Consider the following 14021-nt stretch of genomic DNA (forward strand, 5'->3'; position numbering starts at 1 on the left):
TCATCAGCTCCCCATCAATAATACGAACAAGCAGCGAAGGCCAGGTAAGGCGAGATCGCGCACCGATAACAATAAACGATGGAGATGGATCATGTCGCAACCTGAACTGCCCGGCTGGCGCTGGGGACCCTTTACCTTCCGCTTGCCGTTCTACCACACCCGGTTGTACTGGCCGGAACTGTTTCAGGGCATCTTCATTGCAGCGGCGACGGGGTTATCCCTTATTCCGCTGATGACCATGTTCTTCGGTCTTACCTTCGAGGAGGCCGTTGCCGCCTCGATGATCCATTCGATTCTGATCAGCTCAGCGTTGATCGTGTTTGGTGAGCCCTATGCGCCGGGCTGGCTTACCCCTGCGCTACCGCTGGCGCTGGCCTTTGCCATCGGCGCGGGGGACGATCCGACGCTGCGACTGCAGGCGATGACGGCGCTGTCGCTGGATTTTGCGCTGTTGCTGTTCGTGCTGGGCCTGACCGGCCTGGGCAAGAAGTTCGTCATCTGGCTGCCGGATACTCTCAAGGCCGGGATCATCCTGGGGGCCGCCCTGGCTGCGCTCAAGCGGGTATTCATCGATGACGCCGAGCGTTTTCTCCTGCAGCAACCTATCGCCACCACCCTGGCCTGCGCGGTGTGCCTGATCTTTGCCTTTTCCCTGCCGATGCAACGGCTCAAGGAGAAATACCGCTGGGTTGCCATGATCGCGGCGCTGGGGCTGCTGCCGGGCTTTGTCATCGCCGGGATTGTCGGGCCGCTGGTGGGAGAGGTCGCCTATGACGTGCAGTGGGGGTTTTTAATCCCACCGGTCGGCGATATGTGGAACAAGATGTCGCCGTTTGCCATTGGTTTCCCGGACATGAGCATGATGATCCAGGCCATGCCGCTGGCCATCATCACTTATGTCATCCTGTTCGGTGACCTGGTGACCGGCAACGAAGTGATCCGCGAGGGCCTGAAAGAGCGCAACGATGAACACATCGACATCAATCCGACCCGTTCGCATTTCGCCCTGGCCATCCGTAACGCAGTGATGGGTATCAGCGCACCGTTTTTCCCCACTCAGGGGCCGATGTGGACCGGCGTTCACGTGATCATCATCCAGCGCTGGAAGCAGGGTCGGCAGACCATGGATAGTCTGCACAGCGGGCTGATCTCCTATTACGGCATGGGCATCCCGATTCTGTTTTTCCTGTTGCCACTGGTAACCGGCCTGCAGCCGCTGCTGGGCATCGCGCTATCGTTGACGCTGGTGCTGACCGGCTTTGCCTGCGCCTATATCGCCATGGCCATTCCCAAGAACAACGCGTCGCGGGGCGCGGTGCTGTTGATTGGTGCGGGGCTGGCCTTCTTCGAGCCCTGGGTAGGCCTGCTGTTCGGTGTGTTGACCACACTGCTACTGGTGGGCTGGGATCGCAGCGTTGAGCCGATTCCCGAGGAGCATGAGGAAGCGCCGGCACCGGTGAAGCTGGAGGCCGAAGGCTAGAGCAAATAAACAGGCCTCGGGATGATAGACTGCCGTCTCGGCACAATCACCCGAGGCCCTTGCATTGCGACCCAGTAGCGACAATTCCTATGCCGGTGGTCCGGTCAACTGGCGGATCATCCGCAGTCTCCTTCCCTATCTGAGTGAATTCCGTGGCCGGGTGGCCCTGGCCATGACCTGTCTGTTGCTGGCCAAGCTGGCCGGGGTGGCGGTGCCCTGGATGCTCAAGCTGATTGTCGAGCATTACGAGGCAGTCACCGATGCGCTGATCCTGGTGCCGGTGGCGTTGCTGACGGCATACGGCCTGCTGCGTTTCTCCACAGTGTTCTTCTCCGAATTGCGTGATGCGGTGTTCGCCCGGGTAGCCGAGCGGGCAATGAGGCGGGTATCGCTCAAGGTATTCGAGCACCTGCACCGGTTGGATCTTGGCTTTCATTTGTCGCGCCGCACCGGTGGACTGGCGCGGGATATCGAGCGCGGTACCAGTGGCATCAGCTTTCTGTTGCGCTTCATGGTGTTCAATATCCTGCCGACCTTGCTGGAAATTGGCCTGATCACTGTCATTCTGCTGGCCAACTTCAGTCCGGTGTATGCGTTGACGGTACTCGGTGCGGTGGTGGTTTATAGCCTGTTCACCATTGCCTTTACCGAATGGCGCAACCGCTTCGTGCGTGAAAGCAATCAGCTCGACAACCGCTCCAATACCCGAGCAGTGGACAGCCTGCTGAACTATGAAACGGTGAAGTATTTCGGTAACGAGCCGTTTGAGGCCAGGCAGTACGACGAGCACCTGGCTGGCTGGGAATCAGCGCGGATGAAGACTCGGCTGTCGTTGTCAGCGCTGAATTCGGGGCAGGCGTTGATCATTGCCGGCTCGGTGACGCTGATGATGGTACTGGCGGCGAACCAGGTGTCCGCTGGTAGCATGACGCTGGGTGAGTTGGTCATGATCAACGCCTACATGATCCAGCTGTTCGTTCCGCTGAATTTCCTCGGTTTCATCTACCGGGAAATTCGTGAAGCGCTGATCAATATCGAGCGGTTGTTCGGATTGCTGGAGGCACCGGTCAAGGTGGCTGATGTGGATGAGGCGGCAGCGCTGCGGGTTGAGGGCGGTACGGTGCGCTTCGAGCACGTCAATCATTCTTACGCGGCGGAGCGGCCGATCCTCAAGGACGTCAGCTTTACGATTCCGGCCGGCCAGACGTTGGCTGTGGTCGGCCCCAGCGGCGCCGGTAAGTCCACACTGGCGCGGTTGCTGTTTCGCTTCTATGACGTCAGCAGTGGCGGCATCACCATTGATGGTCAGGATATCCGCACGGTGACCCAGCGCAGCCTGCGCCAGGCCATCGGCGTGGTGCCGCAGGATACCGTGCTGTTCAATGACAGCATCGGTTACAACATTGCCTACGGTAAGCCGGGTGCCAGCGATGAGGAAGTCTGGGCGGTGTTGCGCATGGCGCAGCTGGAAGACTTTGTCCAGCGTCTGCCCGAAGGCCTGCAGACGCAAGTGGGGGAGCGGGGGCTGAAGCTGTCCGGCGGCGAGAAACAGCGTATCGCCATCGCCCGGGTGCTGCTCAAGGACCCACAATTGCTGATCCTCGACGAGGCGACCTCGTCACTGGATACGCATTCGGAGCGGCGGATTCTGGACGCGCTGAACCTGGTATCGCGGCGGCGTACCACCCTGGCCATTGCTCATCGGCTGTCAACCATCACCCATGCGGAGCAGATCCTGGTGCTGGACCAGGGGCAGGTGGTGGAGCAGGGCACGCATCAGCAGTTACTGGCGGCGGGCGGAGCCTATGCGCGGCTGTGGGCAGAGCAGCAGCGTGAAGGGGAGGACACCTCCGAAGCCTGAGCACCATGGCTAGCCGGCAACACCGCTGGGCCGGGATAGACCCCGGCCCGCCGTGAACACCCTGGCTCAACCGGGTCGCATTTCCTCCTGTGAAAAATCATCCACCTCAATGACCGCCCGGCGGGCCAGCCGGGCATCACGCAGCTTCTGCGCTTCATCGGGGCTAAGGACGCCACTTTCGGCCGCGACCGCAAGATCATCGGCTGCACTTTCATGTTCCAGTTCACCGGAGCGGATCGCCTTGCTCAGGCGGTGCTCGATCGGGTCGGCGAGGATGACCTTGTCCAGCGTGTCATTGAGCAGACCGGTGACATCGTCCGGATCGCTGCTGCGGTAGCAGCCGGCCAGCAAGCGATCGCGCGAGGCTCCGGGGGTCATCAACCGACGCGCGACCTCACCGCCGGTGCGGTCGGACGGTGGCTTGAGACGCCGGCCCAGCGGGAAGATCAACACCCGCAAGGCGATACCCATGCAGCGGTCCGGGAAGTTCAGCAGGATCTCGTGCATGGCCTGTTCGATCTTCGCCAGCAGGTCCTCCACCCCCCAGCGCAACAGCGGCAGATCTTCTTCCGGTTCGCCCTGGTCGTGATAATGCTTGAGCGTGGCGCTGGCCAGGTAGATGAAGCTGAGCACGTCGCCCAGCCGAGCTGACAGCCGCTCGCGCCGTTTCAGCTCGCCACCCAGCATCAGCATGCTGGTATCGGTCAAGGTAGCGAAGGCCGCGCTGAGGCGTGACAGCTGCCGGTAATAAGCGCGGGTATCGTCGTTGCCCGGAGTTTTCACCAAAGCACCGCAGGTCAGGCCCAGCAGCAGGCTGCCGGCGGCGTTGCCCAGGGCGTGACCGATGTGTTCGAACAGCAGTCTGTCGAAGCGCGCGATGGCACGGTCCTGGTCCGGGTCCTGGGTGGCCTGCATTTCCTGCAACACGTACGGGTGGCAACGAATCGCACCCTGACCGAAGATCATCATGCTACGGGTGAGGATATTGGCCCCTTCCACGGTGATGGAAATCGGCACCGACTGATAACCGCGGCCGAGGTAATTCTTCGGCCCCATGCAGATGCCCTTGCCACCATGCACATCCATGGCGTCGTTGATGCATTGGCGCATACGCTCGGTGAGGTGATACTTGACCACGCCGGACAGCACGGCAGGTTTCTCGCCCAGGTCCACCGCGCCAGCGGTCATGGTGCGGGCTGCGTCCATCACATAGGTATTGCCACCAATGCGCGCGAGCGCTTCCTGTACGCCTTCGAACTCACCGATGGGCAGGTTGAACTGCCGCCGGATACGGGCATAGGCCCCGGTGGTCATGCTGGTCATCTTCGCCGCGCCGGTGCTGCCGGCCGGCAGGGAAATCGAACGCCCCACGGCCAGGCAATTCATCAGCATCTTCCAGCCATGGCCGATCATCGGCTGGCCGCCGATCAGGTAATCCATCGGAATGAACACATCCTTGCCGGAGTTCGGCCCGTTCATGAAGGCCGCATTGAGCGGGAAGTGGCGCCGCCCGATCTCGACGCCCTCGGTATCCGTGGGAATAAGTGCCAGGGTGATGCCCAGGTCTTCCTGATCACCCAGCAGGCCGTCGGGATCATAGACCTTGAATGCCAAGCCGAGCAGCGTGGCTACCGGGCCGAGGGTGATGTAGCGCTTCTCCCAGGTCACGCTCAGGCCCAATACCTCTTCCCCTTGCCATTGCCCCCGGCAGACGATGCCCCGGTCCGGCATGCCGCCGGCATCCGAGCCGGCTTCGGGAGAGGTCAGGGCGAAGCAGGGTACTTCCTGCCCGGCCGCCAGGCGCGGCAGGTAATACTGCTTCTGGTCGTCGGTGCCGTACTGCATCAGCAGCTCGGCAGGGCCCAGGGAGTTGGGGACCATCACTGTGGATCCCAGATCGCCACTGCGGCTGGCCAGCTTCATGGCGACCTGTGAATGAGCGTAGGCTGAGAAGCCCTTGCCGCCGTATTCTCTGGGGATGATCAGGCCGAAGAAGCCGTTGCCCTTGATGAAGTCCCAGACCGGCGCCGGCAGGTCCTGCAGTTCGGTGGTGACCTGCCATTCATTGGTCATGCTGCAGAGCTCTTCCACCGGTCCATCGAGAAAAGCCTGTTCCTCTGCGGTCAGGGTGGGCATGGGGTAGCTGTGCAGTCGGTTCCAGTCGGGGCGACCACTGAAAATCTCGCCATCCCACCAGACGGTGCCGGCATCCAGCGCTTCCTGTTCGGTATCGGAAATCGGTGGCAGCACCTTGCGAAACCAGTGGAACAGTGGGGTGGTAATGCTGCGGCGGCGCCAGTCGGTCAAGTTCAGCGGAATGGCAACGCCGAGGAACAGCGCCCACAGGATGAGATCCAGCAGCCAGTGGACCGGACCCAGCAGGGTCATTGCCAGCAGGTAGACGCCGACGACCAGGCAGCCGTTCAGCAGGCCGCTGCGTACCCAGGCGAGCACGGTAACGAGAAGTATCAGGCCCAGCAGCCAGAGCAGGGTCAACATGAAGCACTCCTTCAGGGTGGAAATCCAGCTTTCAGCATAGTCGGTCTGCCGTCACTATGTGGCTGGGGCTGTAACGGGATATCACCTGGGAGGAGGGGCAGGAAAGGAAAAAGGGCAACAGCGCAGGTCTGTTGCCCCGGTAGGGCAGAGTATCAGGGCTCGATATTGGCCGTATCGTATTTTTGATGGTACGGCCAGCAAGATAGTAGTGGAAGCAGGCCCAGATATTCATCAGCGATGCGGCGATCAGCGCATAACGCAGGCTGTCCATGCCGTAGGCTGTGTTCATGAGATCACTGGCCAGGCCGATCAGTTGCGGGCAGAAACCCAGACCGAACAGTGTTATCAGTATCACCGTGAGGCTTGAATCCGCGGATTTCGCCCCCATATCGTCGGGCTGATCCATGAATTGATTGAGGGGCATGCATGACGACGGCAGCAATCACAATCCGCGGGCTCGAGAAAACCTACCCCAACGGCATGCGTGCGCTCAAAGGGCTGGACCTGGATGTGGGGCAGGGCGACTTCTTCGCCTTGCTCGGTCCCAACGGTGCAGGCAAATCCACCACCATCGGTATCCTCTCTTCCCTGGTCAACAAGAGTGCCGGCAAGGTGAGCATCTTTGGCCATGATCTGGATACCGACCTGATAGCCGCCAAGCGTTGCATCGGCGTGGTGCCGCAGGAGTTCAACTTCAGCCAGTTCGAGAAGGTGCAGGATATCCTGGTCAACCAGGCCGGCTATTACGGGATCCCTGCGGGTGAGGCGCGGGAGCGGGCCGAGCATTTTCTCCGCCGTCTGAGCCTGTGGGACAAGCGCGATGTGCCCACGCGCATGCTGTCGGGCGGCATGAAGCGCCGGCTGATGATCGCCCGGGCGTTGATCCACGAACCTCGGCTGCTGATTCTCGACGAGCCGACCGCTGGTGTGGATATCGAAATCCGCCGCTCGATGTGGCAGTTTCTCGAGGAGATCAACGCCCAGGGTGTGACCATCGTCCTGACCACGCACTATCTGGAAGAGGCTGAACAGCTGTGTCGCAACATCGCGATCATCGACGGCGGGCAGATCATCCATAACACCAGCATGCGCAAGCTGCTCAAGCAGCTGCATGTCGAGACCTTTCTGCTCGATTGCCGCGACGCGATGGAGCAGGCGCCGGCGCTACCGGGTTTCCCCTGCGTACTGGCGGATGACCACACGCTGGAGGTACAGGTGGACAAGGAACAGGGGATGAATAGCCTGTTCGTCGAACTGGCCGCGCAAGGTATCGAGGTGCTGAGCCTGCGCAACAAGAGCAACCGCCTCGAGGAACTGTTTCTCGGCGTGGTGGAAGGCAATAACGACAAAGGAGCGGCTTGAATATGGGTCATCGGCGCAGCAGCTGGATCGCCTTCATCACTATTCTCAATAAGGAAGTGCGGCGCTTTTCCCGTATCTGGCCGCAGACGCTATTGCCGCCGGGTATCACCATGGCCCTTTACTTCGTCATCTTCGGCAACCTGATCGGCGGCCGGATCGGTGAAATGGATGGTTTCGCCTATATCGATTACATCGTGCCGGGGCTGATCATGATGTCGGTGATCACCAACAGCTATTCCAACGTGGTGTCGAGCTTCTTCAGCACCAAGTTCCAGCGCTCCATCGAAGAATTGATGGTGGCACCGGTGTCGCCCCATGTGATTCTGCTGGGCTACTCCCTGGGTGGCGTGGCGCGGGGGCTGGCGGTGGGGTTGATCGTCACGCTGATGTCCCTGTTCTTCACCCGACTACAGGTGCAGCATATCGGTTTGACCATTGGCGTGGTATTTCTCACCTCGCTGGTATTTTCGCTTGGTGGCTTTATCAACGCGGTGTATGCCCGGAATTTCGACGATATCTCCATTGTGCCGACGTTCGTGCTGACGCCACTGACCTATCTGGGCGGCGTGTTCTACTCGATCAGCCTGCTGCCGGAGTTCTGGCAGAGCGTGTCGCTGATCAATCCGATCCTGCATATGGTCAATGCGTTCCGCTTTGGTATTCTCGGTGTGTCGGATATCAATATCGGGATCGCACTGATTCTGATGGTCGTATTCGCGCTGGGGCTGTACCTGTTCAGCTATCGCCTGCTGGTGCGGGGCACCGGGCTGCGACAGTAGTCATCGATTATTGACCTGACCCTAACTAAAGGAGACTCGCAGATGCATCCGGCAGAGCAATCGCCCCTCGGTAAGTCCAGCGGCTACAACGGCATCTATACCCCGTCGCTGCTGTATCCGATCTCGCGCCAACCCATCTGGCAGGACCTCGGGGTGGACCCGCAGCAGTTGCCGTTCCATGGGGTGGATGTATGGAACAGTTACGAGGTCTCCTGGTTGACGCCGTCGGGCAAGCCCGAGGTGGCGGCGGTGGAGTTCACCTTCCCGGTGACGGCGAATGCGCGCATTGTCGAATCCAAATCCTTCAAGCTGTATCTGAACTCCTTCAACCAGACGGTATTCAGTGATCGCGCTGATGTGCTGCGAACGCTTGAATCTGACCTGAGCGTGACCGCGCAGGCGCCGGTGATGGTGCGGGTACTGAACGTGGGTCAGCTGCAGCAGGAAGGCATCGGGCGCTTGCCGGGTGAGTGCCTGGATGATCTGGATGTGACGATCGACACCTATGAGTACACGCCGGAGCTGTTGCAGTGCGTTTCCGGTGGTGGTTGGGCGCGGGAGACCCTGTACAGTCACCTGCTCAAATCCAACTGCCCGGTCACCGGGCAGCCGGACTGGGGCAGTGTGATGATCAACTATGCCGGGCCAGCGCTCGATAAGGCCGGCCTGCTGCGCTATCTGATTTCATTTCGTCAGCATGGCGACTTTCACGAGCAATGCGTCGAGCGGATTTTTCTCGATGTGCAGCGGGTGCTTGGTGATGACTGCGAGCTGACAGTCTATGCGCGGTATCTACGCCGTGGTGGGTTGGATATCAACCCCTGGCGTTCGACCCGCGCCGGTATGCCGGACAACATGCGGCTGGCGCGCCAGTAGGGTGGACAGCCTGCCCGGCATGGTGCAGGGCAGGCTTGGGGTCAAATCCCCATGTTCGACAGACTCTGCACGACATTCTGCAGGGTTGCGGCCAGGGTGGGGTGGCGCTCGGAGAACTCCTCGATCAGTAGATTGACGCTGTCGACCAGGCTGGGGTCGGCCACGCCCTCTTCGCCGGCTTCGCTGACCAGCAATCGCGCTTCGATATTGTCCGCCAGGGCCTGCACGGCGCTGCGTTCTTCCTCGCTCAGAGTGACGTCCGGATCGTTCAGTGTCTGCTGCAGGGACTCAAGCTGGGCTTGCAGTTGTTCATCTGCCATGGGGGCTCTCCTCGGTAAGATCCTGACCACACTATAGCGCTGCGCATGGGAGACGTCTGCCTGCCGGCTGGCATTCCCGATGTCACGATCGACCGAATTCATCACAAAGTCACTGGTCGAGCAGCCTGTTTGGATTACAATGGCGGCTTGCAGCGTGGTATTGCTGTCTCGGTCACTTGCCATCCTGAATGGAGACTTTAGCAACAATGAACCTGATGAACTCCACTGCACACAGTCTGCTGGCCGGAGCACTCGCCCTGTCGCTGGTTATCCCGGCCTTGGCGAATGAGGGTGACGATGATGACTATGCGGCCGAGTATCGCAATCCCGACCCCTGGGAGCCGGTCAACCGTGTGGTTTTCCGTTTCAACGATACCCTCGATACCTACGCCCTCAGGCCTGTTGCCCAGGGCTACGATCGAGTCATGCCGACGGCACTGAATAATGGCATCACCAACGTCTTCAACAATCTGGGTGAGCCGAAGAACCTGGTCAATAACCTGCTCCAGGGCAAATTCCATGATGCCAGTGTGGACCTGTCGCGGTTTCTGATGAACACCACCGTCGGCTTGGTGGGCATGTTCGATGTGGCTACCCGCATGGGCCTGCAGCGCAACGACGAAGATTTCGGCCAGACCCTGGGCGCCTGGGGCGTCGATAGCGGGCCGTATGTCATGTTGCCCTTCTTTGGCCCGAGCACCGTGCGCGATGGTAGCGCCCTTGCCGTTGAAGGTTATGCCGGTTATAGCTACCGCGGCCAGATGGACCACGTACCCAGCCGCAACACCGCGCTGGGGGTGGATGTGGTCGATACCCGCGCCGGGTTGCTGTCCCAGGAACGGCTCATTCGCGGCGACAAATATAGCTTCGTGCGCAATGTCTGGTTACAGAATCGCGAGTTCAAGGTCATGGATGGGCAGGTGGAAGACGACTTCTGATCCTGCACCGTCCTGTCGATGGTTGCCTGCCGGAGCGGATGGGAGTAATGTCTGCCCCTTCGGGAGACATCCCTGGGCTTCAGACTCGAGTCTGACTTCGAATACACCCTGTGGCCGAGACGCTCAGCCTGGCTTCTCGGCAATGACGTAGGGAATCTATGCAGCTTCCTGGCACCACTTTGCTGGTTATTGATGATGACGATCAGGTTCGTCAAAGCATCTCGATTCATCTTGAACAGTGTGGCTTCGAGGTACTGCAGGCCAGTCGCGCCCACGAAGGACTGACACTCGTCGCGGGCCAGCGTCCTGAACTGGTACTCTGCGATCTGTACATGTCGGACATGAGCGGTTTCGAGCTGCTTGCCCAGATTGCCGACGCCAGGCCGGATACGCCGGTGGTGGTCATCTCCGATGACGGCGTCATGAGCGATGTGGTCGAGGCCTTGCGGCTGGGCGCCAGCGATTATCTGATCAAGCCCCAGGCGGACCTTGAATTGCTTGAGCACGCGGTACGCCGCTCGCTTGATCGGGCGCGGCTGCGCACCGAAAACCAGCGTATCCGTGAGCGTCTTGAGCTGGCCAACCGCGAACTGGAAAATCATCTGCGCGAACTGCGCGATGATCAGACCGCGGGGCGACAGGTGCAGCTCAACATGTTGCCGGCTTCGCCCTGGGGAAGCGGTCAGTATCTATTTGAACACCGCATCATCCCCTCACTGTATCTGTCCGGCGATTTCGTCGACTACTTTCGTGTGTCGGAAACCCAACTGGCGTTTTATCTGGCGGATGTCTCCGGGCATGGCGCCTCGTCGGCGTTCGTCACCGTGCTGCTCAAGTTCATGACCACGCGGCTGCTCTATGAGCAGCGCAAGCTGCAGGAGCAGGGGCCGATCCGGTTCCAGCCATCGGATGTGCTTGGGCATATCAACCGCAGCCTGATCAGCTGTAACCTGGGTAAGCATGTCACCATGCTCGGCGGTGTCATCGACGAGGCGCAGCAGACGCTTACCTACAGTATTGGTGGGCATTTGCCGCTGCCGGTGCTGTGTGTCGATGGCAAGGCAGAGTATCTGCTGGGCAAGGGGCGACCGGTGGGGTTGTTTCCCGAAGCCGAATTTGAAAACCACCAGATTCCACTGCCGTCCCGGTTCTCCCTGACGCTGTGTTCGGATGGCGTGCTTGATTGTGTCGAAGGGACTACTCTGAAGGAAAAGGAAGACCGGCTACCTGGGCTGATCGGCCAGGCAGGAGGAGACATGCAGCGTTTCATGCATTTGCTCGGCCTCGACCAGACCAAGGTGATGCCGGACGATATCTCAGTATTGTTGTTGAGCAGGACCTCGGAATGATGACCACAGGCAGGATTCAGTTCGCTGAATCCGAGAGTACTTTTATCCTCAAATTCATTGGCGATGTGCGCCTGACACTCTGCGCTGCGCTGGATGCCTACATCGAGAAGATCTTCAGCAGCCTGAACTTCAGCTGCATCGTCATTGATCTGACCGAAACAGATAACATTGACAGCACTTCCCTGGGTTTGCTGGCCAAACTGTCGATCCTGTCACGGGATAGGGTCGGCCTGTTGCCGACCCTGGTATCCACCCATGAGGACATGAACCGGCTGCTGCAGAGTATGGGGTTTGACCAGATATTCAATATCGTGACCGAATCCACGCCTACCGATACCGAGCTGCAGGATCTGCCCGGTCAGGTTCTCTCTGAGGAGCAGGTGAAAAGCCGAGTGCTGGAGGCCCATCGTATCCTGATGAACCTCAACGAGCATAACCGGTCGGCTTTCACCGACCTGGTCAGCACGCTCGAATCAGGCCACTGACGCGGCCCGTTCAGCCAGCAACTTTTCCAGTTTGATCTGATCCGCGGCGAAGGCGCGAATGCCTTCGGCGAGTTTCTCCGTAGCCATGGCGTCTTCATTGTGTGCCCAGCGGAAAGCCGGCTCGTTCAATTCCTCCCTTGGGTCATCCGAAGCGCCGGTCAGGAACGCGGAGGGCGACAGGCTGCCGGCCTCCTTGGCCAACTGCTGCAACAGGGCAGGGCTGATAGTCAGACGATCGCAGCCGCACAGCGCTTCGATCTGGCCGATATTACGGAAGCTCGCACCCATGACCACGGTGGCGTACAGGTGCTCCTTGTAATAGCGGAAGATGCGTGCCACTGATTGCACACCGGGATCATCCACACCCTGATAATCAACGCCGTCGCGCTGCTTGTACCAATCGTAGATGCGCCCGACGAAGGGCGAGATCAGAAACACACCCGCATCAGCACAAGCCTGGGCCTGGGCGAAGGAGAACAGCAGTGTCAGGTTGCACTGGATGCCTTCGCGTTCCAGCTCGGCAGCGGCCTGGATGCCCTCCCAGGTGGCGGCGATCTTGATCAGCACCCGATCACGGGTAACGCCGGCCTGCTCATACAGTTCGATCAGTTTGCGGGCCTTGTCGAGGGTGGCGGCGCGGTCGAAGGAAAGCCGTGCATCCACCTCGGTCGAGACTCTTCCTGGAATCAGCTCGATGATCTGGCTGCCGACGGCCACCGCGAAGTGATCGCAGGCATCGGTAATAAGGTCATAACTGCCAGCTGCCTGCTGCAAGGCTCGGTCCAGCAGGTGGCTGTAGTCCGGTTGTTGGGCGGCTTTGAGCAACAATGAAGGATTGGTGGTGGCATCCACCGGTTGCAGAGTGCGGATCGCGTCGATGTCACCGGTGTCGGCGACAATCAACGTGTGCTGACGGAGATTGTCCAGTTTGCTTGTCATGATGGCCCAAGGTGATTGCGAAGAAAGTAGACTTCGACCTTACCTCAAGCCTGTTACAGGGGGCAATCCTGCGGTTGTGTGCGTTCAGCCATCTGCGTGACCAGCTGGTCATAGAGCGCCAGGGGCTGGTCGGTGCGATGAATTTCGGTGCTCAATTGCCGGCGGAAATGCCGCGCGCCCGGCAGCCCCTGAAACAGGCCGAGAATATGGCGGGTGACGTGATGCATCATGCCGCCCTGGGCCAGGTGTGCAGCGATGTAGGGACGCAGCGCTTCCAGCACCTCGATGCGACTGCGTACTGGCGCCTCGTCAGCATAGAAACGCTGGTCCACCTCTGCCAGCAGATAGGGATTGTGGTATGCCTCACGGCCGACCATCACGCCATCGAGCCCATGAAGATGCTCCTGCATCACATCCAGGTCGGTCAGGCCACCGTTGAGGATAATTTCCATCTGCGGAAAATCCGCTTTCAGCTGATGCACCACCTCATAGCGTAACGGCGGGATATCCCGGTTCTCCTTGGGCGACAGCCCCTCCAGGATGGCGATACGGGCGTGCACGATGAAGGTATCGCAGCCGGCCTCATGGACCTGGCCCACAAAATCCACCAGCTGCTCATAGCTGTCCCGGCCATTGATGCCGATGCGGTGCTTGACGGTGACCGGGATGCTGCAGGCATCCCGCATTGCCTTCACAGCATCGGCCACCAACTGCGGGTGGCCCATCAGGCAGGCGCCGATCAGATTGTTCTGCACCCGGTCGCTGGGGCAGCCGACATTGAGGTTCACCTCGGCATAACCGGCGTCCTCGGCCAGTCGGGCGCACTGCGCCAATTCCTGGGCATTGCTGCCGCCCAACTGCAGCGCCAACGGCTGTTCCTCCGGGCTGTAACCCAGAAACCGCGCACGATCCCCATGCAATACCGCGCCGGTGGTGACCATCTCGGTGTACAGCAGTGCATGCTGGCTGATCAGGCGCGCGAAATAGCGGTAATGGCGGTCAGACCAATCCATCATGGGCGCCACGGAAAAGCGGCGGGATGGGCCGGGGCGTGAGAGAGAGGGCGACGGTTGCTGCATTGAAGAGATTATCCTGGCGCTGAGGCGATAAATAGGGGCGCTAGTGTATCAGGA

At 60.1% G+C, this 14021-nt stretch carries 13 protein-coding genes; 8 read left to right on the forward strand and 5 right to left on the reverse strand.

The annotated features are described in order from the left end of the window. Positions 1 to 91 precede the first annotated feature (91 nt). Together QAO71_RS06540 and QAO71_RS06545 are read left to right on the forward strand one after the other, a co-directional pair. Positions 92 to 1480, forward strand: a complete 1389-nt coding sequence (locus QAO71_RS06540) for a hypothetical protein (RefSeq protein WP_051611324.1) — start codon at positions 92 to 94, stop codon at positions 1478 to 1480. 64 nt (positions 1481 to 1544) lie between these two features. After that, positions 1545 to 3341 carry an ABC transporter ATP-binding protein/permease gene (locus QAO71_RS06545; protein ID WP_280165523.1) on the forward strand — a complete coding sequence of 599 codons (1797 nt, stop codon included), beginning with the start codon at positions 1545 to 1547 and terminating at the stop codon, positions 3339 to 3341. Between the two features lie 66 nt (positions 3342 to 3407). Here QAO71_RS06545 and QAO71_RS06550 read toward each other — a convergent pair whose 3' ends face one another. Next, complete coding sequence (locus QAO71_RS06550; protein ID WP_136869965.1) at positions 3408 to 5837, reverse strand: acyl-CoA dehydrogenase; 2430 nt, start codon at positions 5835 to 5837, stop codon at positions 3408 to 3410. Positions 5838 to 5871: 34 nt separating this feature from the next. After that, positions 5872 to 6195 (reverse strand): hypothetical protein, encoded by a 324-nt coding sequence (locus QAO71_RS06555; RefSeq protein WP_280165524.1) that lies wholly within the window; start codon positions 6193 to 6195, stop codon positions 5872 to 5874. A gap of 71 nt (positions 6196 to 6266) precedes the next feature. Here QAO71_RS06555 and QAO71_RS06560 point away from each other — a divergent pair, with 71 nt between their 5' ends. The 3 genes from QAO71_RS06560 to queF are packed head-to-tail and all read left to right on the forward strand — an operon-like array spanning position 6267 to position 8857. Beyond that, entirely contained in the window at positions 6267 to 7202 is a 936-nt protein-coding gene (locus tag QAO71_RS06560) for an ABC transporter ATP-binding protein (protein WP_036992505.1), read from the forward strand. 2 nt (positions 7203 to 7204) lie between these two features. Next, entirely contained in the window at positions 7205 to 7981 is a 777-nt protein-coding gene (locus tag QAO71_RS06565) for an ABC transporter permease (protein ID WP_036992504.1), read from the forward strand. A 42-nt stretch (positions 7982 to 8023) separates the two neighbouring features. Then, a complete protein-coding gene (gene queF / locus QAO71_RS06570) occupies positions 8024 to 8857 on the forward strand; it encodes an NADPH-dependent 7-cyano-7-deazaguanine reductase QueF (RefSeq protein WP_036992503.1) in 834 nt (277 codons plus the stop codon). Between the two features lie 41 nt (positions 8858 to 8898). On the opposite strand, the gene QAO71_RS06575 is transcribed toward queF, so the two are convergent. Continuing rightward, on the reverse strand, positions 8899 to 9177 hold the full coding sequence (locus tag QAO71_RS06575; RefSeq protein WP_074780074.1) for a DUF4404 family protein: 279 nt from the start codon (positions 9175 to 9177) through the stop codon (positions 8899 to 8901). Between the two features lie 206 nt (positions 9178 to 9383). On the opposite strand from QAO71_RS06575, the gene QAO71_RS06580 reads away from it, so the two are divergent. From QAO71_RS06580 to rssC, 3 genes are all read left to right on the forward strand, one after another. Then, positions 9384 to 10115, forward strand: a complete 732-nt coding sequence (locus QAO71_RS06580) for a VacJ family lipoprotein (RefSeq protein ID WP_280165525.1) — start codon at positions 9384 to 9386, stop codon at positions 10113 to 10115. 158 nt (positions 10116 to 10273) lie between these two features. Beyond that, a complete protein-coding gene (locus tag QAO71_RS06585; RefSeq protein ID WP_036992499.1) occupies positions 10274 to 11464 on the forward strand; it encodes a SpoIIE family protein phosphatase in 1191 nt (396 codons plus the stop codon). Continuing rightward, positions 11464 to 11949 (forward strand): anti-sigma factor antagonist RssC, encoded by a 486-nt coding sequence (gene rssC, locus QAO71_RS06590; protein WP_036992638.1) that lies wholly within the window; start codon positions 11464 to 11466, stop codon positions 11947 to 11949. Before QAO71_RS06585 ends, rssC begins: the two co-directional genes overlap by 1 nt. Here the strand turns inward: rssC and tal are convergent. Then, the gene (gene tal / locus QAO71_RS06595) at positions 11938 to 12888 is read right to left on the reverse strand and encodes a transaldolase (RefSeq protein ID WP_280165526.1); all 951 of its coding nucleotides are present in this window, start codon (positions 12886 to 12888) and stop codon (positions 11938 to 11940) included. The two genes, rssC and tal, sit on opposite strands and share 12 nt — an antisense overlap. Positions 12889 to 12941: 53 nt before the next feature. Further along, positions 12942 to 13967 (reverse strand): tRNA dihydrouridine(20/20a) synthase DusA, encoded by a 1026-nt coding sequence (dusA, locus tag QAO71_RS06600; RefSeq protein WP_280165527.1) that lies wholly within the window; start codon positions 13965 to 13967, stop codon positions 12942 to 12944. Between the last annotated feature and the right edge of the window lie 54 nt (positions 13968 to 14021).

The organism is Halopseudomonas sp. SMJS2, from assembly GCF_029866945.1.
Lineage (GTDB): Bacteria > Pseudomonadota > Gammaproteobacteria > Pseudomonadales > Pseudomonadaceae > Halopseudomonas > Halopseudomonas bauzanensis.